The sequence below is a fragment of the Prosthecobacter sp. genome, from assembly GCF_044226605.1.
Classification (GTDB): domain Bacteria; phylum Verrucomicrobiota; class Verrucomicrobiia; order Verrucomicrobiales; family Verrucomicrobiaceae; genus Prosthecobacter.
In genome coordinates this window covers 1-23568 of the sequence record NZ_JBGAGS010000016.1, presented here as the reverse complement: position 1 = coordinate 23568, position 23568 = coordinate 1, and the positions used below count along the sequence as shown (strand labels likewise).

Sequence of the window (23568 nt, the reverse complement as noted above, 5' to 3'; positions counted from 1 at the left end):
GTGAGCGCTGCCGGCTGGAGTGCCGGGGCCATGCACCAGGCCGTACTGGAGGGCAAACCCATCCCTGCGGTGAAATGCCCGCGCTTTGAAAAGGAGCGGAACTGGTCTTCTGAAGCGCGCCCTGCGCCCCCCGCGCCGCCGGAAAAAATCACGCGGCATCCGCGCCTGCGGCGCTCCAGCGCGATCACCCGCTATTCTGTGTCTGCGGCCTTGGAAGCACTGACGGATGCGGGGTATGATCCAGCCGCGCCGCCATCGGGGCTGGGGGTGCTGTTTGTGATGATGAACGGCTGCGTGGCCTACACAGGGCGCTTCTACCATGAGGTGCTGCAAAACCCGGCGCAGGCGAGCCCGCTGATTTTCCCCGAGACGGTCTTCAACGCGCCTGCCTCCCATGTGGCCTCGTACCTCGGCATTGACGGGGCGGTGAGCACGCTGCTGGGCAGCCCGAACTCCATCGTGGAAGCGCTGGACACGGCGGGGTTCTGGATCAGCAGCGGCATCGTGGATGAGTGCCTGCTCATTGCCGCGGAAGAATGCGACTGGCTCAGCACCGAAGGGCTCTCGTATTACCACCCGAAGCTGATTGCTTCCGAGGGAGCCGGGGCTTTGCTGGTGTCTGGCAAAGGTGATGGCCCCCGGGTGAGTGAAGTCATCGGACCGATGTCCTACCTCTCATGGCAGGAGCGCTGCGCCCTGCTGCCAGAACTTGCCGCGCAAACGTATCCGCGCCTGCAAGGGAGGGCCGTGCTCGTCAATGACCGCACGGGGATCTCCAAACTCGACCACGCCGAGGCCACGGCCTGGGCCGAGGGTCCTTGGGACGCGGTGCTAAGCCCCAAGTATGTGCTGGGCGAAAGCATGGGTGCCGGGAGCGCTCTTCAGCTGGTGCTGGGAGCCATGGCGGCGCGGCAGACGAAGCAGCCCGTGGTCATTTCCATGCCGGGCACGAACACGGCTGCGTATGCGTGCGTGCTGACGCCGTAAATCCACCGAGGAAAGCGCCTCCCGTAGAGCGAGAGAGAGGCGCTGATTTTTTCGATCAAGGGGCTCCTGGGATTTTCATTTCGCTGTAGCCCTCGGGGACAGCGAAGTCGCTGGCAGGCAGATCACCCTCTTTTGCCGAGACGAGGGTGGAAGTGACGGTCTTGCCCATGACGGTCATGACGGATTTCACCGGCATGCCGTCAAAGTCCGTCGCCTGGGGGGCCATGCCAGCCATTGCGCCGCCCATGATCTTTCCGAGCTTGTCGTTGAGGGCGTTGATCTCAGCAAACTTCGGGAAGGCCTTTGCCACCCAGAATTTCCCCTGGGCCACAGACCCTTCCCACGTGTAGATTTCAGTGTCCCATTCGCCGATTTTTTCCTTCTGTCCGGTGGCGACGGGCTTGGAGGCTGGCTTGCCTGCGGCCTTCCCTGCCATTTCCACCAGCGCCTTGATCTGGGCGATCCCCATCTTCATCATCTTTTTTTGATCATGCATGAGCACCGTCATGCCTTCCAAGCCCATAAAGGCGGTCATCTTGTCCCCCATGTCCACCCGCGCCTGATCACCTTTGATCTTCGTGGTGATCGTATCTTCCTTGCCATCGGTGTCGACTTTTTGCACCAGCACCCAGTCAGCACTGGCAAGCGAGGCGGTCAGGATCAGGGCGGCAAAGGAAAGGGCGAGGGTTTTCATGATGCGCTGAAGCTAATCCATAGCAGGCACCCGGGTCAATCTTGAACGTCTCCGGCCTTGAACTGCGTTCTTCTGCCCGCATGATCGTCTTTTCCGCATGAGCCGCCTCCCAGCCTTCATCCGCCACCACCTCGCCGGGTCCGGCATGCTTGTGGCACTGCTGCTGCTTTGCGGATTCTTCAGCATCATCACCTGGACGGAGCAATACCCGCAGGATGCGGCTGCAGCGCGGCAGCTGGCCGCGGAGATAGGCACGGAGGCCAAGGTGCTCGTCGTCGTGCGTCCGCAGGCGGAGGACAGCGCCTTTGCGGATGCACTGAAGGCCCAGCTGGGCGCCCGCGCTGAGATTGTGAAAGGTGAGCCGAAGGACGCGCGCTCGGCGCTTCTGCGTGCGGCGGCCGAAGGGGGGCTGGATGTCATCGCCTGCAATCACGCCACCGCCGCCTGGCTGGTATTCAGCGACCTGGCCACGGACTTTCCGGCGCTCAAAAGTGCCCGCGTGGTGCAGCCGCGCGCGCAGTCCTGGCCGGTGTTTCTCAAGGCCGACAACCTGCTGAACATCGCCAACCAGATTGCCGTGATCGCCATTCTCGCGATTGGCATGACGCTGGTGATCATCACCGGGGGGATCGATCTGAGCGTGGGGAGCCTCATCGCCCTGTCAGCGGTCATTACGACGATGATTGTGAGGGACTACTGCGGAGGTGTGAATGCAGGGATGGCAGGCATGATTGCCGGCGGGCTGGGCGGCTTCGCCCTATGCGGCGTGTGCGGGCTGATTTCCGGCGCATTCATCACACGTCTGCGCATGCCGCCCTTCATTGTGACGCTGGCGATGATGCTCGTGTGCAGCGGCCTGGCCTACCGGCTGGCAGACAACCAGTCCATCTACCATGTGCCGGATTCGTTCGTCTGGCTGGGGCGTGGAGCCAGCCTCCTGGGGCTGCCCAATGCGGTGGTGCTGATGCTGCTGCTTTACGGTGCTGCGCATCTGATGATGACGCAGACCCGCTTTGGCAGAAATCTTTATGCCGTGGGTGGCAACGTGGAGGCGGCGAACATTTCCGGAGTGCCGGTGCGGCGCGTGATCCTGTTCGCGTATCTGCTCTGCGGGCTGCTCGCCGGCCTGGGCGGCGTGGTCACGGCATCGCTGCTCAAGAGCGGATCTCCGACCTACGGGCAGATGTATGAGCTGTATGTCATCGCCGCAGTCGTGGTGGGCGGCACCAGCCTCAGCGGTGGCAAAGGGACGATGCCCGGCACGCTGATCGGAGCCTTTATCATCGCCGTCATTCAAAATGGAATGAATCTGACCAACATCGGCAGCAACGATCAAAAGATCGTGCTCGGTCTCGTCATCCTTGGCGCCGTCCTGGTGGATCGTGTGCGTAAATAGAACCCAACATCATGTTTAACTCCTGGCTTCCTGAATCCAAAGACCATCTGCCACTCACGTGGTGGAAGACACATCCCGTGTATCTCTCCGCGATCGTGGCGCTGGTCGGAGCGGCGAGCATGGTGGTGTATGCGGTGCTCGGCATGGGAGTGATGGAGAGATTTTGCGCCTTCACTTTCACCATCGCATTCCGCGAGTGGCATGTGTGGACGGTGCTGACCTATCCGCTGGTAAATGCGCCGAGCCTGTGGACCCTGTTTGGCTGCTACCTGCTGTGGAACTTCGGCGAAGCGGTGGAGCGGCATCTGGGACGAAGGGCCTTTGTGCGTCTGCTGATCACCCTCACGCTTTCCTCGCCGGTCTTCCTCACACTCTTCGGGCTGCACCATTCAGCATGCGCCGGCATTCAGGGCATTGAGTTTGGCACGTTCATCGCCTTTGCCACGCTGTATCCGCGGGCCAAAATCAGCATCATCATCCTGACGCTGGATGCATGGGTGCTGGCGGCGATTCTCGTGGGAGTGGACGTCTTGAGCTTCTTGTCCATGCGCAGCTGGGTGGGCATCCTGCTGCTGGCCGCGAATGTGGGCCTCGCTTATGCTTTCATCCGTTATGAAACGGGTGCGCTGAAGCTGCCTTCGCTGCGCAAACGTACGCCCTCCCCTCAAGCGAAGCAGCAGACTCCAAGAAGCGGCAAGCCGAAAACCAGCTCGCCGAGCGTGGATGACATCCTCGACAAAATCAGCCACAAAGGCATGCAAAGCCTCACAGCTGAAGAGAGAAAGATTCTGGACAAGGCGAGCGAAGAGATGAAGCGGCAACGCTGATGCAGGCACCCATGAAAAGTCTTCAGGCCGTTCAGACAGCCCTGGCGCTGCTTCTATATGCGACCGCCCAGCTCTCCGCACAGGACCAGGCCGGCTGGCGGCAGCTGGCACCCGGCATTGAGCTGGGACTTTTCCCGGCGGTCAGCGGAGGAGGACAGATGCAGATTGTACGGGTGAATGTGAGCCGGCATCCTCTGCGCCTGTGCTCCGCGTCCGCCTCTCAGCCGAAACTCACGGTGGAGGAATGGGCGGCAAAGCAAAAGCTTTGCGTGGTCATCAATGCAGGCATGTATGACAAGGATGGCAGCACGCATTGCGGCTACTTGAAAAACCATGAGGCCATTCTCCCCGCCGTATTTCGCAGTGATTATTCGTCCATCTGCGTTTTCTCGCCCCTCTCCAAAGACGCGCGGCCCTTTCGACTGCTGGACACGGATGACGCCGGCATCGAGAGAAACATTCTTTCCCAGTACGCGGTGGCGGTGCAGAACCTGCGACTGATCAAGCACCCGGGAGAGAACCGGTGGAAGCAGCAGCCGAAAATGTGGAGCGAGGCGGCGCTGGGGCAGGACAAAGACGGGCATGCGCTGTTCATCTTCTGCCGCACGCCCGCCAGCATGCATGATTTCAACGAACACCTGCTGAAACTGCCGATCAACCTGGTCAGCGCCCAGCATCTGGACGGAGGTCCGCCTGCGTCATTCTATGTAAACTGCGGCGGAGTGGTGATTCGCGGCATGGGAGGGTATGAGTCCGGATTCAACGAGACGAATGCCAACCGAAAATTCTGGCTCCTGCCGCATGTGATCGGAGTCCAGGCTCCATGAAGTTCATGCCTCCTTTTCCGCCTGCCATGCCATTCAAACTTCTCTTCTGCCTGCTGCTTCCGGCATGCCTGGCCTCATGCCAGTTCATGAAAAAGCCGCCTGCTGCTCCGGCCTTCCAACATCCGCGCTGGCACATTGATGAAGAACGCTGCGCCGCCGTAAAGCCGGGCAAGGTGCGCATGGACATCTCGCTGGCGAGCCAGACCGCCCAGCTCCTGGACGAGAACGCCTGCGTGCTGGTGGAAATGGATGTGTCTCCCGGGGTGCCGGGTCATGAAACTCCCGCCGGCGAATTCATCGTGAAGGAAAAGCTGCCGCTGAAGCGCTCCGACCTCTACGGGCAGTATGTCAAAAATGACAGCGGCGAGGTGGTGGTGGCGCGCACCTGGGAGCACAGCGGCCCGAAGCCTGAGGGCACGAAGTACCTCGGCATTGCCATGCCTTTCTGGCTGAGATTGACGGACGACGGGGTGGGTGTGCATGTGGGCGGCTTTGAGCGCGGCCACTGCACGAGCCACGGCTGCGTGCGCTGCCCCGAAGCACCGCAGAAGAAATGCTGGGAGCTGTGCAAGCCGGGAGTCCGCGTGCACATTCATCATGGAGCGCACCCGGCCCCTTCCATGCTGGACAGGCCGCAGCCTAGCGCAGAACCACGCGGCACGGAGCGCCGTCCGCACCCTCAAGCTTGAGGGGAAGGCAGATCAGCTCGTAGTAGCCAGGTTTGATCTCGGCCAGATTGAGGCCTTCGATCACCCAGATGCCTGCGCCAAGCATGATCTGGTGCGTTTCCACGCCATCCTTGTTGAAGCCGCCGATGCTGAGGTAGTCCACACCCACCGTCACCACGCCCTGCTCGACGAGATACTGCGCGGCATCCGCACGGATGGAGACGAAGTCTTTGTCGAACTCGTTTGTGGCCCAGCTTTTCGTGGAGTTGCGCGTCTTGAAGAGCACGCGCTGCCGAGGAGCTATTTTGAGCTTTTTAAGATCGTCTGCGGTGATCTGATCCTCACAATCGAGTTCAAAAACACGGCAGCGACCGATGACGGGCTCCAGCGGCATCTGCTCCATGGTCAGACCATCGGCCACGAAATGCCGGGGCGCATCCATGTGGGTGCCCGTGTGGGCGCTCATGGAGATGTGAGTGAGATTGCACACGGCTCCCTCGTCCATGCTGACGACGCGTTTGATATGGCACTCGGGGTCACCGGGCCAGTGCACCATGCCATCGCGCAAAGGAACGGAGACGTCTTTCCAAGGTCGTTTCATAAGGATCCATACGATCCTGGGCGCAAAGTTTAAGCAAGAGCTTGCACTTTTTTGCGTTTCCACCGGAATGTCCCTGCCACCCTCCCTGCCCCGCCGCCAGTTTGTCAAAACCGCCGCCTCGGCAGTCTTTGGCTTTCAGTTCGTCCCGAGGCATGTCATCGGCGGCCCTGGATTTACGCCCCCGAGCGAAAAAGTGAACCTTGGCTGCATCGGCATCGGCGGCCAGGGCGGAGGAGACATCAAGGATCTGGACGACTCCGGCCTCGCCAACATCGTTGCGCTTTGTGATGTGGATCTCGACCACGCGGCTGGCACCATCAAAAAATATCCTAACGCGAAACTCTTCCGCGACTACCGCGAATTGATCGACAAGCAAAAGGACATTGATGCCGTGCTGGTGGCCACGCCGGACCATGTGCATGCGCCAGCGAGCATCATGGCCATGCGAGCCGGACGCCATGTCTATGTCGAGAAGCCGCTGGCGCATACCATCGCGGAAGCACGGGCCATGCGCGATGTGGCGGCGGAGACCAAGCGGGTGACGCAGATGGGAAACCAAGGCCATGCGAGCGAGGGCATCCGCCTCACGCGCGAATGGATCCAGGCAGGGGCCATTGGCAAAGTGACCGAGGTGCATGTGTGGTCTGATCGACCTGGCAAATTCTGGGATTCCCAGGGCAAGGCCTACCCCACCGACTCGCCGCCCCTGCCGAAGAATCTCGACTGGAACCTGTGGCTCGGCCCGGCCAAGGAGCGCGCCTATCACCCGGACTTCTGCCCGCGCAAGTGGCGCGGGTGGTGGGAGTTTGGCTGCGGTGCGCTGGGAGACATGGCGGTGCACAATGCCGACCCCGCTTTCTACGCGCTGGATCTCGACGCGCCTGACTGGGTGGAGGCCGAGAACGGTCCGAACAACAACCAGTCGTATCCGATTTGGAGCATCATCACCTACCATTTTCCCGCGAAGGGCGAACGCCCGGCGGTGAAGATGGTGTGGTATGACGGTGGCAAGCTGCCTCCGCGCCCGGAAGGTCTGGAGGAGACCCGCAGCCTCGGTGACAACGGGATCTATTTTGTGGGAGACAAAGGCTGCATCCTCGCCGGCGGCTGGTCTGGAACTCCGCGCATTGTGCCGGAGACGAAGATGCAGCAGTTTGTGATTCCTGCGAAGACGATCCCGCGCTGCCTCGCCGGCCATCGCAAGGAATTCCTCGAAGCCTGCAAAACCGGCAATCCGCAGGATGCGAAGAGCGGCTTCTGGTATTCAGCGCCGTTCACGGAATCGCTGCTGGTGGGATTGCTGGCGGTGCGCTTCGGCAAGCGCGTGGAGTGGGATGCGAAGGCGCTGAAGTCACCGAATACTCCGGAGGCGGATGCGATTATCCATAAGGCGTATCGGGCGGGGTATGGGATTTGATGGAGAATAGCCGTCCTGGTTGCCGGATGCTTAGAGAGGGACAACCGAGACGGTTGCGCTATGCCAGGATCTTCGGCACCAGCTCTCCGGCCACGCCGGTGAGCCGCATGTCCAGCCCTTGGAAACGCTGGCTGAGCTTGGTGTGGTCAAAGCCCAGGAGGTGGAGGAGGGTGGCGTGGAGGTCGTGGACGTGGACGGGGTCTTCGGTGACGTTGAAGCCGAACTCATCGCTCTGGCCAAGGGTCACGCCTGGCTTCATGCCGCCGCCGGCGAACCACATGCTGAAGCAGTTGGGGTGGTGGTCGCGGCCATCGCTGCCGCCTTGCACCATGGGGGTGCGGCCGAATTCGCCGCCCCAGATGACGAGCGTGTCTTCAAGCAGACCGCGCTGCTTGAGATCGCGCACTAGAGCGGCGCAGGGCTTGTCGGTGAGACCGCACTGCTGCTTGAGACCGTTCACCAAGCCGCCGTGGTGGTCCCAGGCCTCGTGGAAGAGCTGCACAAAGCGCACGCCGCTTTCGATGAGGCGGCGGGCGAGGAGGCAGTTGTTGGCAAAGGAGGCTTCGCCGGGCTTGGCACCGTACATGTCCAGGATGTGCCTGGGCTCCTTGGAAATGTCCATCAGCTCCGGGGCCGTCTGCTGCATGCGGTAGGCCAGCTCGAAGCTGTTGATGCGGCTGGCGATCTCCGGATCTCCCACGGCGCCGAGGCGTTCTTCGTTGAGCTGCTTCAATACGTCCAGGGTGTCGCGCTGGGTGGCATCGCTGACGCCTTCGGGATTGTTGAGGAAGAGAACGGGCTCGCCGCTGCTGCGGAACGGCACTCCCTGATACACGGTGGGGAGGAAGCCGCAGCCAAAGTTGCTCATGCCGCCGCTAGGGCCTTTCTGCCCGCTCTGCATGACCACGTAGCCAGGCAGGTCCTGGTTCTCCGTTCCAAGGCCGTAGAGAGTCCACGCACCAAAGCTGGGACGGCCAAAAATCTGCGAGCCGGTGCTCATGAGGATCTGACCCGGTGCGTGATTGAAGGCGTCCGTTTTCATGGAACGCACGATCGTGAGATCGTCTGCGATGCCGGAGAGATGTGGCAGAAGTTCGCTAAGCTCCGCGCCGCTCTGGCCATGGCGGGCAAATTTGAACTTCGGGCCGAGCAGCTTGCTGTTGGGATTGATGAAGGCGGCGCGGTATCCTTTGAGCAGGTCCGGCGGGGGCAGCTTGCCATCCCACTTGGAAAGCTCGGGCTTGTTGTCAAAAAGTTCCAGGTGGCTGGGCGCACCGCCCATGAACAGGTAGATGACGCGCTTGGCCTTGCCGGTGTAGTGCGGCTTTTTAACAGCCAGCGGATTGGCGGGAGCCGGTGCTGCGCCCGCCGTACGCGACATGAGATCCATCGCCGCGATGCTGGCCAGGCCCACACCGCAGTCTTTGAAAAACCAGCGGCGGGTGCGGTAGTGGGCGTATTCGGCCTGAAGTTCGTGGCGGAGGTGCATGGCGGGAATTGACGCATAGAAATCGTTGATTGGCCATGCCGTCTATCCAGGCCAGCGGAGCAGCACAATCCAGGCGGCGGGTTTGTCCATGCAGGCCCATTCACGTGAAGGATCGGGCCTTCGGCCATCGTTCCACCCGGTCCATGAAGCTCCTCAGCCTCTTCCTATCATCATTGCTCGCGGTTTCCGCATTCGCCGCAGACCGGCCCAACATCCTCTGGCTCACCAGCGAGGACCACGGGCCGCACATGGGCTGCTATGGAGACACGTATGCCGACACACCGAATGTGGATGCGCTGGCGGCGAAGGGCATGCTTTTCAAACACGCGTGGTCCTGCGCGCCGGTTTGTGCGGCGGCGCGTACCACCATCATCGCGGGCATGTATTCGCCCTCCACCGGCGGGGAGCACATGCGCAGCATGGTGGCCATGCCGAAAGGCACGAAGATGTATCCGCAGTTTCTCCGTGAGGCTGGTTACTACTGCACGAACAACAGCAAGGAGGACTACAACCTGGAAAAGCCCGAGGGTGTGTGGGATGAATCCTCCGGGAAGGCCAACTGGAAAAACCGCAAGGAAGGGCAGCCGTTTTTTGCCATTTTCAATGAGACCTGCAGCCATGAAAGCCAGCTCCGCAAACGGCCACACGTGGCGATCCACGATCCTGCGAAGGTGCGGGTGCCGGCTTACCATCCAGATACTCCCGAAGTGCGGCAGGACTGGGCGCAGTATTATGACCAGGTGACGCTGGCGGACGCCTCTGCGGGAAGACGCTTGAAGGAAATCGAGGAGGCGGGACTCGCTGAGGATACGATCGTGTTTTACTATGCGGACCATGGCAGCGGCATGCCGCGCAACAAGCGCTGGCCCTGCAACTCCGGGCTGCAAGTGCCGATGGTGGTTTACTTCCCGCCGAAGTGGAAACACCTGGCGCCGAAGGAATATGGAGCAGGCGTGAAGTCGGACCGTCTCGTGAGCTTTGTGGATCTCGCTCCGACGCTGCTGAGCATCATCGGCGTGCAGCCGCCGGAGTGGATGCAGGGGCATGCTTTTGCGGGCAAATTTCAGACTGAACTGCAGCCGTACGTTTATGGTTTCCGCGGCCGCATGGACGAACGCTATGACTGCGTCCGCAGCGTCACCGACGGGCGCTTTGTCTATCTGCGCAACTACATGCCGCATCTCTCGCAGGGCCAGCATGTGAACTACCAGTTTGAAACTCCCAGCACGCGTGTATGGCGGCAGCTTTATGACGCAGGCAAACTCACGCCGGAGCAGTCTATCTTCTGGAAAGTGCCGAAGGATCCCGAGGAACTCTACGATCTGCAAAGCGATCCCGATGAAGTGCACAACCTGGCCTCCCGCCCCGAGCATGCGGACACGCTGGCCAAAATGCGCGCTGCGCAGGAAAGGCTGGCGCTGAAGATCCGTGATGCCGGCATGGTTTCCGAAGGGGAAATGCACCACCGCTCCGAAGGCACCACGCCGTATGACATGGCGCACGACGACAAGCTCTATCCGCTGGCCCGCATTGTGAAGGCCGCAGGGGCAGCGTCGTCTCTGAAGGCTGATGCGATGCCTGACCTCAAGGCTGGCTTTGCCGACAAGGACAGCGGCATCCGGTACTGGTCTGCCATGGGCATCCTTATGCGGGGTGGTGATGGGGTGAATGCCGCACGCGATGAAATCACCCAGGCTGCCAAGGACAGCTCCACCTATGTGCAGGTGGCAGCCAACTGGGCGCTGGCGAAATACGGCAATGAGGCTGAACGAAGCACGGCACTGCTTGCGCTCGTGAATCTCGCGAACTGGAGCCAGCACGATGTGTTCACCTCCATCAGCGCTTTGAACGCCATCGGCGATCTTGGTGACAAGGCCAAGCCGGTGGCCGAACAGCTCAAGGCATTGCCAGCGAAGGGTGAGTCTCCTGATGGGCGCTTCGGCGGCTATGTGGCGCGCCTGCTCGGAGATTTAAGAGGCGAAAAGGTCGCCGCAGGTGATGCGGAGGGAGCGCCGGAGCCGACCAAGAAAGCGCGGAAGAAGGGGAAAAAGTAGCCTCCGTTTTATCCCGAACGTTTTTGATCCTGCCATGCCCCTGCCACGCCTCTTTGCCTGCCTGCTGCTCTTCATCGGCTCCGCCACTGCTGCGCCGAATGTCATCCTCTTCATCGCCGATGATGTGAGCTATGATGACCTGGGCTGCTATGGCAATGCAGCAGCGCGCACACCGAACATCGACAAGCTCGCGGCGAAGGGGCGGCGCTTTGACGAGGCCATCCTGGTGGCAAGCAGTTGCAGTCCCAGCCGATCCAGTGTCATCACGGGGCGTTATCCGCACAACAACGGCCGCGCCTCGGAGCTGCATCAGCCCATCGCTGCGCATCTGCCGTGGTTCCCGCGCCTGCTGCGCGAGGCGGGCTGGTACACGGCGCTGGTTGGGAAGCACCACATGACCTCGGACAAACCGGCCGCCGGTGAGCAGCCGCAGCCCGCACCCTTTGATCTCGTGGACGCAGGCAACGAGCCCGGCAACAAAGGCGGCCACGCCACCTGGGTGAAGACCGTGCAGGAGCGTCCGAAGGACAAGCCGTTCTTCTTCTGGTTTGCCTCCTTGGATGCACATCGTGCGTGGGATGCGGACAAGGACTGGAAGGAAGACCTTTACGGTCCGAAGCACGATCCCGCCAAGGTCATCGTGCCTCCGTATTTGAATGACGATACCGCCACACGGGATGATCTGGCCTCTTACTACAACGAGATCACACGCTGGGACTACTTCATCGGCCTCGTCGTGGCCGAGTTGGAAAAAGAAGGCATGCTGGACAACACGCTCATCCTCATCATGGCAGACAACGGCCGCCCCTTCCCTCGTGCCAAGACACGCCTGCATGACTCCGGGATGAAGACACCGTTTGTCGCGCACTGGCCCAAGGGCATCAACAAAGCGGGCACTCCAACGCAGAGCCTCATCAGCAGCATTGATATCGCGCCCACAGTGCTCTCACTGGCCGGAGTAGCTGTGCCGCCGACGATGCAGGGCCTCAACTTTGCACCGGTGCTAGCCGATCCCGCTGCCACGACGCGCAAGTACGCCTTCTCCGAGCACAACTGGCACGACTACGAGGCGCATGGCCGCTCGGTGCGCTCGGAAGGCTTTCTCTACATCGTCAATTCGCGGCCGAACCTCGCGTGGCAGGGGCCGGCAGACTCCGTGCATTCGCCTTCGTTTCAAAGTCTGCGCGCCGTGCGCGATGCTGGAAAGCTCACGCCGCCGCAGGCGGATGTTTTTCTCTCGCCACGTCCGCCCGTGGAACTCTACCGCACGGATGCCGACCCGCTGCAGCTCCACAATCTGGCCGATGATCCCAACTACGCCTCGGTGAAACAGCGCCTCGCCAAAGCCATGGACGAATGGACCGCCGCCACCGGCGACTCCGTCCCGGCAAACCTTTCCAAGGACTCCTTTGACCGTGAAACCGGCGAGAAACTGAAGCTCAAGGAAGCCGACTACCGCGGCACCCCGGCGGGCTGGGACAAAGATGCCAGCCACATCAATGCGCCAGGACCACGCTGAGCCTCAGCCCTCAGCTTTGGCGGGTTCCTTTTTCTTGGGTGCTGGCTTCGGCGTATTTTCTTCAGCGGGCTGTTTCGTTTCGCTCTTCCAGAGCTTCCAAACAGGAAGCAGCCCGCTTTGCTGGACTTCTGTGGCTGGCTGCGCGCGCTGCTGGATCGCCACAAAATCCCTGCCTGGGGCCGGAGCCGGAGAATGCTTCACCTGATCGAACAGCTTTTCATAAGTTTCTTTGGCTGCCTTGGCCTGCCTTTCGAGTTTGTCGTGCTGTGCAATCTTTTCACCCAGATAGAGCGCCTCCTTCTGCTTCTCAGCCAGTTGCGTTTTGAGCACAGTCATTCTGCGCTGAATATCTTGCGTCCTTTGATTCATCTCCTCCCGGAGAGGATCAATGAGAGCGTTGAGCAAAAAGCGAACTTTGGCCGCCTTCTCCTGTGCATCGGTCACCAGAGGATGGTCGGGCTTGTGGGTTTCGAGCAGATACTTCAATTCGTTCTCACAGCGACGAAGTTCACTTTGAGTCTGGACATAATCCTTCTCCGTCATTGTGAGAGGTCGTGCCTCGCTGACCCGGGTTTGGGCAATCGTCATCGCAGAGGGAATATCGCGCAGGGCCACTTCCTGCTCTGAAAGCTGGGTCTGCAACTCTTCCAACTGGGAATGCATCTTGGCCAGAAATTGCGCCCCCTCGTTGTTGCCGTTGGTCAGCACCATGATGTTATTGGACTGCTTGAATTCAGCCAGCTCTGCCAGTCTTACCTCCATGACCTTTTGAGCCTTCACGGCTTCCTGACTGAGCTTCTGCATGTCTGTGCCGCCAGACCGTTCACGGACCGATTGTCGGAAGGCGATGAATTCATCCAGCAACGCATCCAGGAAGACCTGGGCGTATTTCCTGTCCGCGCTGAGCGCTTGGACATCAAACTGGGGCGGGCCCTTGATCTGTGATGCGTGAAGCGATGCGTGGATTTCCACATCTTTGTCCTTGAGGTCCGGATACAAGGCCCTGAGCCGTTCCAAGGCGTGCCGCTTCATTTCACCAGACTCAAGGGTTTCAGTGATCGTGCCGTAGAAATCCGCGCGCCAGTCCTGCCCGTTTTCGGTTTTGTCGTCGAGCCCTGGAGCCACCAGTTTTGCCTCGCTCAGGTAGACTGGTGCCTTCGGCTTAAACTCCACCTTCGTCGCCGCCAGCACAGCCAGGAGTACAGCCACGACGGCGATCAAGCCCATCGCGCCCATGCCAATGCGGCCGCGCCATTGGCTGGCCTTCATCAGCTCACGTACACGCCGCTGCACGGACTCTCCTCCAAACATCGTCACGCCCGGCATCTGGCTGGGGCGGGAGGGCAGACCGGCTGCGATCTCCACCAGCGTCCGCGCATACTCATGCGTATTTCCCCCGGCAAGAACGGCGGCGTCATCGGCCGCGTGCTCAGTCTCAGAGCGCAGGCTGCGCCACGCACGCCAGGCCAGCGGCTGCCACCACCAGAGGCAGACAGTGAGCTGGGCCAGCCAGTGAAAGGCCACATCTGCACGCTGCAAGTGCGCCAGCTCATGGCGCAGCACTGCGAGCAGGCGTTTGTCATCCCATGCGGACACTTCCGGCGGCAGCCAGATCACGGGCCGCCACCAGCCGGACAGCATGGGTGACTGCAAGCGCTGCGCCATGCGGCAGCCCAGCCGGACTGGAGCATTCAGCTCTCGCAGCAGCCGAAGCACCGGCTCTGGCGCCGGCTCGCTGTGCTTCCGCAGCCAGATCATACCGGCCAATGAGGTGCACAGACGCCAGCAGAGCAGCACCGCAGCGGCTCCGAGCCAGAGCCTGATGCCCGCGCTCTCCAGCCAGGACAGCGCATTCTGCCAGGCGCTTTTTTCCGGCAGGATCAGTGCAGGCAAATCTCCAGAGGCAGGCCCCTCCACACTCGGTACCGCGTGCACTTGCACACGCCACTCCATCACGGCCACGGGAGGTGCTGCTTCCGGCATCAGACGCCAGGCGGCGACCACCAGCAGCGCCGCCACAGCGATTCTCCAGACCAGACTGCGAGCGCGCGCGGAGCGGCTTTGCAGCTGCAAGGTGACTGCCCAGGCCACCAGCACCACCGCTGTGCTGGTGAGAAAAGCGGATGCCAGCAGGCCCAAGTTTGGATTCCACGCGAGAAAGCGCAGCACGTCTTCCATCAAGTCATTCATGATTCACGTGCCTCCTCGATGAGTTGAATGAGTTTTTCGGCCTCCTCCTTGGAGAGCTTCACGTTTTTCTGCCCCAGCAAGGCGAGCGCCGCCTCGCCGGCGGAGTTTTCGAAAAAGCGGCTCACGAAACTTTGTAGAGCGCTCACCCGCGCTTTCTTGGGCGAGACCGGCAGCGAAAACCAGTCGCGCCCGTCGGCCTGTGTTTTGACGAGATGCCCGCGCTCCACCAGGAGGCGCAGGATGGACCGCACCGCCGAATAAGTCGGGGCTTCAGGAAGCTTCTCTTCGATCTCACGAGCGGAGAGCCGCCCATGCTTCATCACGATTTCCACCACCTGACGCTCGCGGCGGCTGAGTTCACTGGAATGTTTGTCGTTCCACATGGGTGCTGATTTTTCAACAGGCTGGATGCAAAGTCAAGCCTGCATGTTGAAATTTCAGCATGATGCCGCGCTTTTTGTGGTGAAACCGGCACAAATTTAAAAACGCCCGGGCAGGAAGTGCCGCGGGGGATCAGCGGGACTGGGAAACCAGCGCACAGTCGAGAACGGTCAGCTCCGCTGTGCCGCCACGCAGGTTTCCCGCAGCGTCCTCCGGACCTTCGGGATAGACATTGATATGCAGATTATAGCGGCTGTCCTCGCCCGTTTTGTCGAGCTTTACCGGCAGGATGCAGTCACGTTCCCAGGAACCCCCTTCTGGAAGATCCGCCGGTGCGTCAAAGGTGGTCGGGAGATTATAGGTGGAACTAAAAGAGGTGTTAACCCCGCAGGACACACGGCCCACGCACTTGAGACGAAGGCGCAGCTGCAGGCCAAGCAGTGGTCCAACATCAGCCCGGCCGGCGTGCGCAGAACGCCAGGCGCGGCCTTTGAAATGGAGGTCGGCATGGACGGACTTGTAAAGGTCTCCCAGAACCGGTGGAACCTGCGCCATCCGGCCTTTTACACTTCGGCTCATTGTCACGTATTGGTAGCTCGTCGTCATGGTGACCAAACCGTCCGGACTGATGGACAAGGGGCTGACTTTGTCACGAGCGACCTGCCGTCCGTTCACATATCGGACGGCGGAAGTGAAATTATAGAAACGCAGGTACTCCCAGTCGTTGATGTTTTCGGAGGGAGGCTCGGACAGCACACGGCCATCATGGAAATACTGCGCCGGCTCCGGTTTCCCTCGCAAAGCCACCGGAGGATTCGGAACATAGGTGAGCACCAGCGGCGTGCGCGTCAGAACAAAGGCGTCGTAGGCCTTGGCCTGGCTTTGGTCTTTGGCTGAAAGCGGTGCAGGTGGGCTGATGCGTCCGGCGCTGACGGTGACGCCCTGGCCCGGCAGCAGTTCGGCCGTGCCCTGGCCCGCTGTCTCAGTGACGAGTACTTTCCCTTCGTGGAGGCCGACGGTTTCGCTCTTCTTATCGCAATCGACAAAGAAGCGGGTCCCTTTCACGGCGAGCAGCGAGGCGGGGGTTTTGAGGCGGAACTCGCCCGCTTTGTTTTTCAGCAGCTGCTCGCCATTGATGTTCAGAAACAATTTTCCCTTCAGCAGTTCCAGGCTGTGCCCGGCATCTGGCTCGGAGGGAATCTGGATCTCGGTGTTGCGCTCCATCTGCACCGTGCCCAGGCTGCCAAGAGTCACGGATGCCGAGCCAGTGGCATCCGTGCTGATCTTTCCGCCGGCCGTGAGGGCAGTGGGATTGGACGGCCTCACGGTTGCGGGTGAAGCCGTGGCGGCCGGGGCAGCTTCCACCAGATCCACCTTGCCTTTGCTGGCGAACGGCAGCGCCTGCGAGACTTTGGCCACGTCCTGCGCCCGTACTGGAGAAAAGGCCACGACCAGCCCCATGACGGCGGGAACCAGCACGTTTCTCATGGAATCCCAGCACGGAGAAGCAGAAAGCCCGGGAGGGGTTTCCGGCCCAAGCGCAGGCACAACATCAACACCCTTTTGCTGGGGCTGGTGCCGAAATCCCAAGTTCAATGAACCGCAGTTTTTCTTCATGACTTCTGCCTGCCATTCTGGAAGCGCTTTGCCTAGATGACAACCGCAAACACCTCGCCCTCCAGGGTCAGATCACCAAAGAAAAAGCACACGCCAGGCCCAGGCAGGGATGCGGAGCATCATGTCACTTCGAGATGCTTTGACTCTCCCCATGCCAGGGCTCAAGCTAGCGGTCGATGTCCCTGCCAGAATTTTCAGCTCCATCCACGGGCGGCAATGCTTTGCCGTCTTCGCAGGCACAGACACTTGATGATGTGACGGTCAGGCTGCCCCATCCCACGCGCGAAGGTGCTGGGCGCCCGCCAGCCCCGCCACCCACCCGCTGGAAGCCGCCTTCGGTCAGAGACCTTCAGGCGCGCCTGCCGCACATTGAAATCCTGCGCCTGGTGGGCCGCGGGGGCATGGGAGCGGTTTACCATGGCAGGCAGATCTCTCTGGACCGGCCGGTGGCTCTGAAAATTCTGCCCCCCGAACTGGGCGCTGACGATGACCTCTTCGCCGGACGTTTCCGGAACGAGGCGCGCGCAATGGCCAGGCTCAACCACCCGGGCATTGTCAATGTGCATGACTTTGGCGAGTCTGCGGACGGTCTGCGGTATATCGTGATGGAGTTTGTGGAGGGCTCGGACGTCGCGCGGCTCATTTCAAAACAAGGATGCCTGCCCGCCTCCCAGGCGGTGCCGATGATCATGAAAGTCTGCGAGGCGCTTCACTATGCGCATGAACGCGGCATCGTGCATCGTGACATCAAGCCATCCAACATACTGATCGGTGCGGACGGGGGGATCAAGGTGGCGGATTTTGGCCTGGCGAAGGTGCGTGTGGCAGGCCAAAGCCAGCCGACCACTTCGGACGGAGCGCTGGGCACGCTGCACTTCATGGCCCCCGAATCCTTCGCCATAGATGCAGTGGTGGACCGCCGGGCGGATGTGTATGCCGTGGGCGTCATGCTCTACCAGATGCTGACCGCACGGCTGCCCCACGGGTTGTTTGACATGCCTTCGGCTTCCGTGCCCGGGCTGGATGTGCGGTATGACGACATCATTTCCCGCGCATTGCGCGTGGACCGCACACTCCGCTACCAGTCCACGGAGGAGCTGCGGCAGGCACTCGCGCAAGTGTCCGACCAGGCTCCTCTGCCAGCCGGAGAAGAACACGGGCACGGCATGGGCTGGTTTCTTTGATCACGGTCCTGCCGCGCCGACTTCAAAGATGTGCATGGGGCCTGCGCCCCCCTTTAAATCCACGGAGCTGCACTGCGCCGAGCGCACCTGGTCCATGACCATGGCATGGGTTTTGGCGGAGATCCAGATCTTGCCAGGCGGGGTGATGTTTTGAATGCGGGCGGCCACATGCACACCGGGTCCGACAATGGTGTAATCCATGAAGCTGCTGGAACCGAAATGCCCCACGGTCACAAAAGCGGTGTGCAGGCCCATGCCAACATGCCAGGGCTCGTAGCCCCTGCGCTCCCATTCACGGTTCAGGTCATGCATCTTCGCCTGCATTTCCTGCGCCATGCGCACGGCGCGCAGCGCGTGGTCAGGCTGCGCGGTCGGAGCACCAAAAAAGGCCATGATGCAGTCGCCGATCAGCTTGTCGAGCGTGCCTCCATGGCGCTCGATCAATGGCGTCATGACGGCAAAGTATTCATTCAGCCGTTCGGCCACCTCCCCTGGCTCGGCACGCTCCGCCCAGGCATTGAAGCCGCGGATGTCAGAAAAAAAGACCGTCAGTTCACTGCGTTCCGTCGAAGTTCCGGCAGGCTTTTCAGCGTCCACCGCACGCTCAAGCACGGGTTTTGCAATGTAGCGCCCCAGCACGCTGACGAGGCGTGAGCGGTCCTGTTTCATTGCGGCTGCCTCCAGCCCCAGCATGACGAGCGTGGCCACGCCGAAAGCCAGCAGCACGGGCACCAGCGGCAGGATGAAATTTCCACTGGCGGCCAGCGTGACCACTGCGGACCACGCAAGCACGCCGAGCACAAACACCATGATCCCAAACCAGGGCCGCACCGGAATCATGCACACTCCGAGTCCGGCGCCGGCGGCGACAATGAGCAGCACCTGCAGCCAGCGCGGGAGAAAGCGCAGATGGCTGCCGCTAAGAATGTTGCTCACCACCGTGGCCTGCACGGCGACACCAGGCAGGCGCCCGATGGAGGAACTGACGACATCCGAGTTTCCGGTGCTTACCAGGCCCACGAGCACGATCCGATCTTTGACCGCCGCCCCGAGCTCCGCCGCCATTTCGCGGGATTCCACCGCACGATAGAGATCAAGGTACTCAAAGGCAGGCGTGAACACGCCGAGGTCACCAAGGAAATTGATGCGGTATTCTCCCCGCGCGTCGATCGGGATGTGGAGCGTGCCGCGTGGTGTGTCCACCAGCGTCACCTCCTGCCCTGGAATGATGCTGATCTGGTCATCACGCAGATTGAGCGCATCAATCACCGTTTGCATGGCCAGGCTCGGGTAGAGCCGGCCCTCATGCGCAAAGAACAGAGGCACCCGGCGTATGACGCCGTCCGCATCAGGAACGACGTTCACTGCGCCGTAGCCGGCCGGAAGTTCTGCGAAAGGAGGCACCGGCAGAAAACCGCGCACAAAGCGCAGCCCGTTCACATTGAGTCCATGCCGGCTGGCTCCTTTGATGAAATGCGCCCGATTCTCCGAAGCAGTCTGCACCGCCGCAGACGGCTCCACGTGCTCAAAGTAATAGGCCAGCGTCACCTTGGGCTGCTGGGAGATGGCTGCCTTCAGCCGCGCATCCTGCTCCGCATCGGCGGAGGGTTCGGTGAAGAGGACATCAAAGGTGGTGTGTCTGGCGCCAGCAGCGCTCAGAATATTCAACACATCCCCATGCACCGCACGGGGGAACGGCCAGCGACCGAGCTGCGAACCCACGTCACGGTCCCCTATGCCCACCAGCCGCACATCATCGGCCACAGGACGTGCCCGGCGCAGTCGCAGCCGATAATCAACCGTGAGGTTTTCCAGCGTGTCCAAAACTCCGCTCCAAGCCAGCGCGGCAAACGCCATGCCAGCCAAACCGCCTAGGATGGCACGTGCCTTGAGGTGGAGCAGACCTTTCATGTGAAGCGAAGCCGTGAGGATAGGCGTGTGGGGCCGGAGTCTGCAAGGCCGCAAAGCAAACGCCGTGATTTTAGCTCTTTCCAACTGTTGACGTCACTCTCTGCTTTCACCGCCGTCCTTTCAAGACCCCGTCACAACCCCAGCAGCTGCCGCATCTTTTCTTTTGGAATGCCACCCACCTGACGGCCGGTTTCACGTCCGGATTTGAAGGCGATGAAGGTGGGGATGCCCTGCACGCCGTGAGAACGCGCCAGCGTGGGGTCTTCATCGACATTGATGCGGATCACCACCGCCCTGCCCTTCAGCTCCCGGGCCAGTTCGTCCACCTGCGGGCCGACGATTTTGCACGGACCGCACCAGTCAGCATAGAATTCCACCAGCACCGGAACCTTGGCCGTGCGCACGGCGCTGATGGAGGTGGTGTGTCCCACTCCTCCGCCTGAAGCAGGGCGCAGCATGTCAAAAGCGATCCAGCCGACATACAGCAGGACGGCTCCGGCAATCCAGAAGGGGAGATTTCCTTTGTTCACGCGGTACCATCCGGGCCAGATTGAGATCTGGCAAGCCCGGATGGATTCAATTGCGGCCCGGTGATCAGGCCTTACGCTTCTGCTTTGACGCTTGTGAAACGGCCTGCTGGGTGAAATTTCCCAGCGGATTGCCCTCTGCATCCGGGCAGATCCAGTCGGACACCTCCGCCACGGCCACTTCCACCTGAGATCCCATCTTCAGCCTGGTGCTGTGCATGGGGTGGTTGATGAGATTCCCATGGACATACTCCGGCTCCAGCCCAAACACCTGCAGCCACATGTGCTCCACCTTGCCATTCTCTCCGGTAAAAGGCGCTTTCACGATGAAGCGCTCATCATCGGGCTGGCGGCTCTTGAACACAGCAACAAACTCCGGCCAGCGCCGGCGAGCCTCAGCGATGGCATTCGCGATTACATCGCCATCAGGCACACCGATGACGGGTGCCTTGACCTCCTCCTTCAAGGCATCCAGCGGAGCAGCGCCGCAAAGCGTTTTTTCCAGTTCGGGTGACCACAGGTTCAAGAAGCGATGCTGCGGGCAAAGGATGGCCATGACGTCGTCATCCGCGAGTGCGGCGACCGCCTTGCCGATGAGGCGATAGGCTTCATCATGGTCGACCTGGGTTCCTTCCACCTGCATGAGATCCACCGCGAGCCAGGCGTTGTGTTCGCGAAAGATTTCGGCGAAGCGGAGGTTCGGCATTTCTCCCGCCACTTCCTCCGGGTCTTCAAAGTATGGCGTGTCGCGGTTGTGGACCATCAACATCGCGAAAGCAGGCTTTTTCACCCAGACGAAGAACAAGGGATTGTCCCCCACGACAAAGCCGTCTGAGTCTTCCTCGTCTCCCTCCTTGCTGATGATGCGCAGGCCCCAGGCTTCGGATAGTGCATTGGCCAGCACTTGCGGCTCCAGGTAGCGCGGCTGGCGGCGGAGATGCACGAGGGAGATGATCGGTTTGTCGTCCTCTTCCTCCTCATCCTTCCCTGGATCTCTCCCAGGTTTCTCATCCTCGGTGAAATCATCCATGATGCCGTTGTCCGGCTTGGTCCACAGCTGGTAAGCGATGAAGCCATAGACAGCGCTGAACATCGCCTGTTTCCAGGTAAACTCGCGGGCCACCAGCCCATAGGCTTTGAAGCCGGCGATCCAGATCATCATCGCAGTGCCCACCAGGCGCGTCCACCGCAGCCGGATGAGCAAGCCCAGAGCGGTCACCGCCATGAGAGCACCCACGATTTTGGAAGACTGATTGTGCATCCAGATCCCGATCATCACCCAGGCCCAGGCGTGAAAACCGAGAAGGAGAGCGGCGCAGGTCCAGTTCGAGGTAAGCCAATTAATGATTTTTTTCATCCTCTCTTCTACTGGCATGCTGTTGGCCGCGGCAACAAGCCCTTTTGCGCGAAGTACGGAAAGTCCTCCTTGATGAACAAGGCGTCCGATTCCCCCTAGTTTTCGACCTTGAAACCGCCCCCTGCACCGGTAAGAAAGACGTCCCGCGCTTGGCCGCATCTGGCGCTTTTTTGACACTACCGACCCCGAACCTCTCTACATGAACAAAACCCTCCTCGCTCAAGCTGCCAACGAAGCCCGTGGTCTCGCCATGGATGCCGTGCACAAGTGCTCCTCCGGCCACCTCGGCCTCCCACTCGGCTGTGCCGAAATCGGCGCCGTGCTCTTCGGCCAGAACCTGCAGTGCGACCCCGCCGATCCGAAATGGCTGAACCGCGACCGCTTCATCCTCAGCGCCGGTCATGGCTCCATGTTCATCTATTCCTGGCTGCACCTCAGCGGCTATGATCTCTCCATCGAAGAGGTGTCCAAATTCCGCGTGATGGGAAGCCACACGCCGGGCCATCCGGAGTCCTTCGAGACTGGCGGTGTGGAGTGCACCACAGGCCCGCTGGGCCAGGGCATCGGCAATGCGGTGGGCTTTGCCCTCAGCGGCAAGATGGCTGCAGCGAAGTACAACACCGCCGAGCACACCATTCTCAGCAACCACATCATCGCTCTCGCCGGTGACGGCTGCCTGCAGGAAGGCGTGGCCCGCGAGGCCGTGGCTTTCGCCGGCCACAACAAGCTGGACAACCTGATCCTCATCTATGACTCCAATGATGTGACGCTGGACGCCATGGCCAAGGTGACCCAGGACGAAGACACTGCGGCGATCTACACAGCCATGGGCTGGGACGCGGTGACGATCCCCGGCAACGACCTGGAAGCCATCCTCTCCGCACTCGAAACCGCCAAGAAGAACGACAACGGCAGGCCCAAGATCATCATCGCCCGCACGCTCATCGGCAAAGGCATCCCCGAAGTGGCCGGCACCGCCAAGGCGCACGGCGAAGGTGGCGCGAAATTTGTCGATTCCGCCAAGAAGGGCCTCGGCCTGCCTGAGGGCACCCACTTCTATGTGAGCGACGAAACGAAGGCTTACTTCGCCGACCTCAAGAACAAGCGCGCCGCCATCCACGGCGAGTGGAACAAGGTCTATCTGGCCTGGAGCGCTGCCAATCCGGAACTCGCCAAGCAGCTCGACGCCGCCCGTGCGCACAAGCAGACCGCCGCAGACCTGCTGAAGCTGATCCCTGAATACCCGGCTGAAGGCAAGGCCGCCACCCGCAACAGCGGCGGTGAAATCCTAAACCACCTGGCCAAGGCGATCCCCTACCTCGTCACCGGCAGCGCCGACCTCTTCGGCTCCACCAAGAACTACATCAAAGACGGCGGCGACTTCAGCCCCTCCAACCCAACCGGCCGCAACATCTGGTTCGGCATCCGTGAGCACGCCATGGCCGCCATCTGCAACGGAATGGCCTATGACGGCCTCTTCCTGGCCAGCGGGGCGACTTTCCTCGTCTTCGCCGACTACTGCCGCCCGAGCATTCGTCTTGCCGCGCTTTCCAAGCTGCCCGTGACCTACATCTTCACGCATGACTCCGTGGGCGTGGGTGAAGACGGCCCAACCCACCAGCCGGTGGAAACCGTCAGTGGTCTGCGCGTCATCCCAAATCTTGACGTCATCCGCCCCGGCGATGCTGAAGAAGCTGCAGCCGCCTTCGCCGCAGCCTTCAGCCGCAATGACGGTCCCACACTACTCGCGCTCAGCCGCCAGGATCTGCCACACCAGGGCATCGCCAGCGCCGCCACCCGCCGCGAAGGCACGCTCAAGGGCGGCTACATCCTCGTGAAAGAAACCGCTCCGCTGGAAGCCATCGTGCTCGCCACCGGCTCCGAAGTGCAGCACGCCGTGGCAGGCGCCAAGGGCAAGCCCG

General features: G+C 61.2%; 19 protein-coding genes. 10 read left to right on the top strand and 9 right to left on the bottom strand.

Annotated features, from left to right (window positions below):
• Positions 1-30: 30 nt before the first annotated feature.
• Positions 31-987, top strand: coding sequence for a beta-ketoacyl synthase N-terminal-like domain-containing protein (locus tag ACILSO_RS21495; protein ID WP_395739515.1), 957 nt, complete (start codon positions 31-33; stop codon positions 985-987).
• A gap of 55 nt (positions 988-1042) precedes the next feature.
• Here the strand turns inward: ACILSO_RS21495 and ACILSO_RS21490 are convergent, their stop codons facing one another.
• Entirely contained in the window at positions 1043-1681 is a 639-nt protein-coding gene (locus tag ACILSO_RS21490; RefSeq protein ID WP_395739514.1) for a DUF4412 domain-containing protein, read from the bottom strand.
• Between the two features lie 97 nt (positions 1682-1778).
• Between ACILSO_RS21490 and ACILSO_RS21485 the strand changes: the two genes are divergently transcribed.
• The 4 genes from ACILSO_RS21485 to ACILSO_RS21470 are packed head-to-tail and all read left to right on the top strand — an operon-like array spanning position 1779 to position 5420.
• Complete coding sequence (locus tag ACILSO_RS21485; RefSeq protein WP_395739513.1) at positions 1779-3077, top strand: ABC transporter permease; 1299 nt, start codon at positions 1779-1781, stop codon at positions 3075-3077.
• Positions 3078-3088: 11 nt separating this feature from the next.
• Entirely contained in the window at positions 3089-3904 is an 816-nt protein-coding gene (locus ACILSO_RS21480; RefSeq protein WP_395739512.1) for a rhomboid family intramembrane serine protease, read from the top strand.
• 11 nt (positions 3905-3915) lie between these two features.
• Complete coding sequence (locus ACILSO_RS21475) at positions 3916-4731, top strand: phosphodiester glycosidase family protein (RefSeq protein WP_395739511.1); 816 nt, start codon at positions 3916-3918, stop codon at positions 4729-4731.
• A 26-nt stretch (positions 4732-4757) separates the two neighbouring features.
• Complete coding sequence (locus ACILSO_RS21470; protein WP_395739510.1) at positions 4758-5420, top strand: L,D-transpeptidase family protein; 663 nt, start codon at positions 4758-4760, stop codon at positions 5418-5420.
• On the opposite strand, the gene ACILSO_RS21465 is transcribed toward ACILSO_RS21470, so the two are convergent.
• Positions 5371-6000, bottom strand: a complete 630-nt coding sequence (locus ACILSO_RS21465) for a cyclase family protein (protein ID WP_395739509.1) — start codon at positions 5998-6000, stop codon at positions 5371-5373. The genes ACILSO_RS21470 and ACILSO_RS21465 overlap by 50 nt on opposite strands.
• A gap of 67 nt (positions 6001-6067) precedes the next feature.
• Between ACILSO_RS21465 and ACILSO_RS21460 the strand changes: the two genes are divergently transcribed.
• Positions 6068-7417, top strand: a complete 1350-nt coding sequence (locus tag ACILSO_RS21460) for a Gfo/Idh/MocA family protein (RefSeq protein WP_395739508.1) — start codon at positions 6068-6070, stop codon at positions 7415-7417.
• 58 nt (positions 7418-7475) lie between these two features.
• Here the strand turns inward: ACILSO_RS21460 and ACILSO_RS21455 are convergent, their stop codons facing one another.
• Complete coding sequence (locus ACILSO_RS21455; protein ID WP_395739507.1) at positions 7476-8906, bottom strand: DUF1501 domain-containing protein; 1431 nt, start codon at positions 8904-8906, stop codon at positions 7476-7478.
• Positions 8907-9049: 143 nt separating this feature from the next.
• Between ACILSO_RS21455 and ACILSO_RS21450 the strand changes: the two genes are divergently transcribed.
• On the top strand, positions 9050-10960 hold the full coding sequence (locus ACILSO_RS21450) for a sulfatase-like hydrolase/transferase (protein ID WP_395739506.1): 1911 nt from the start codon (positions 9050-9052) through the stop codon (positions 10958-10960).
• A gap of 34 nt (positions 10961-10994) precedes the next feature.
• Entirely contained in the window at positions 10995-12479 is a 1485-nt protein-coding gene (locus ACILSO_RS21445) for a sulfatase (protein ID WP_395739505.1), read from the top strand.
• A gap of 3 nt (positions 12480-12482) precedes the next feature.
• Here ACILSO_RS21445 and ACILSO_RS21440 read toward each other — a convergent pair whose 3' ends face one another.
• The 3 genes from ACILSO_RS21440 to ACILSO_RS21430 form a co-directional block, all read right to left on the bottom strand.
• Entirely contained in the window at positions 12483-14669 is a 2187-nt protein-coding gene (locus ACILSO_RS21440) for a M56 family metallopeptidase (RefSeq protein WP_395739504.1), read from the bottom strand.
• Positions 14666-15052 (bottom strand): BlaI/MecI/CopY family transcriptional regulator, encoded by a 387-nt coding sequence (locus tag ACILSO_RS21435; RefSeq protein WP_395739503.1) that lies wholly within the window; start codon positions 15050-15052, stop codon positions 14666-14668. The genes ACILSO_RS21440 and ACILSO_RS21435 overlap by 4 nt, the downstream gene beginning before the upstream one ends.
• 130 nt (positions 15053-15182) lie before the next feature.
• Positions 15183-16538 carry a FecR domain-containing protein gene (locus tag ACILSO_RS21430; RefSeq protein WP_395739502.1) on the bottom strand — a complete coding sequence of 452 codons (1356 nt, stop codon included), beginning with the start codon at positions 16536-16538 and terminating at the stop codon, positions 15183-15185.
• 305 nt (positions 16539-16843) lie between these two features.
• Between ACILSO_RS21430 and ACILSO_RS21425 the strand changes: the two genes are divergently transcribed.
• The gene (locus ACILSO_RS21425; protein WP_395739501.1) at positions 16844-17851 is read left to right on the top strand and encodes a serine/threonine-protein kinase; all 1008 of its coding nucleotides are present in this window, start codon (positions 16844-16846) and stop codon (positions 17849-17851) included.
• On the opposite strand, the gene ACILSO_RS21420 is transcribed toward ACILSO_RS21425, so the two are convergent.
• The 3 genes from ACILSO_RS21420 to ACILSO_RS21410 form a co-directional block, all read right to left on the bottom strand.
• Positions 17852-19762, bottom strand: coding sequence for a CHASE2 domain-containing protein (locus tag ACILSO_RS21420; RefSeq protein WP_395739500.1), 1911 nt, complete (start codon positions 19760-19762; stop codon positions 17852-17854).
• Between the two features lie 131 nt (positions 19763-19893).
• On the bottom strand, positions 19894-20292 hold the full coding sequence (locus ACILSO_RS21415) for a thioredoxin family protein (RefSeq protein ID WP_395739499.1): 399 nt from the start codon (positions 20290-20292) through the stop codon (positions 19894-19896).
• A gap of 64 nt (positions 20293-20356) precedes the next feature.
• Positions 20357-21646, bottom strand: coding sequence for a DUF2314 domain-containing protein (locus tag ACILSO_RS21410; RefSeq protein ID WP_395739498.1), 1290 nt, complete (start codon positions 21644-21646; stop codon positions 20357-20359).
• Between the two features lie 199 nt (positions 21647-21845).
• Here ACILSO_RS21410 and ACILSO_RS21405 point away from each other — a divergent pair.
• On the top strand, positions 21846-23568 hold a 1723-nt coding region (locus ACILSO_RS21405), incomplete at its 3' end, for a transketolase family protein (protein WP_395739497.1).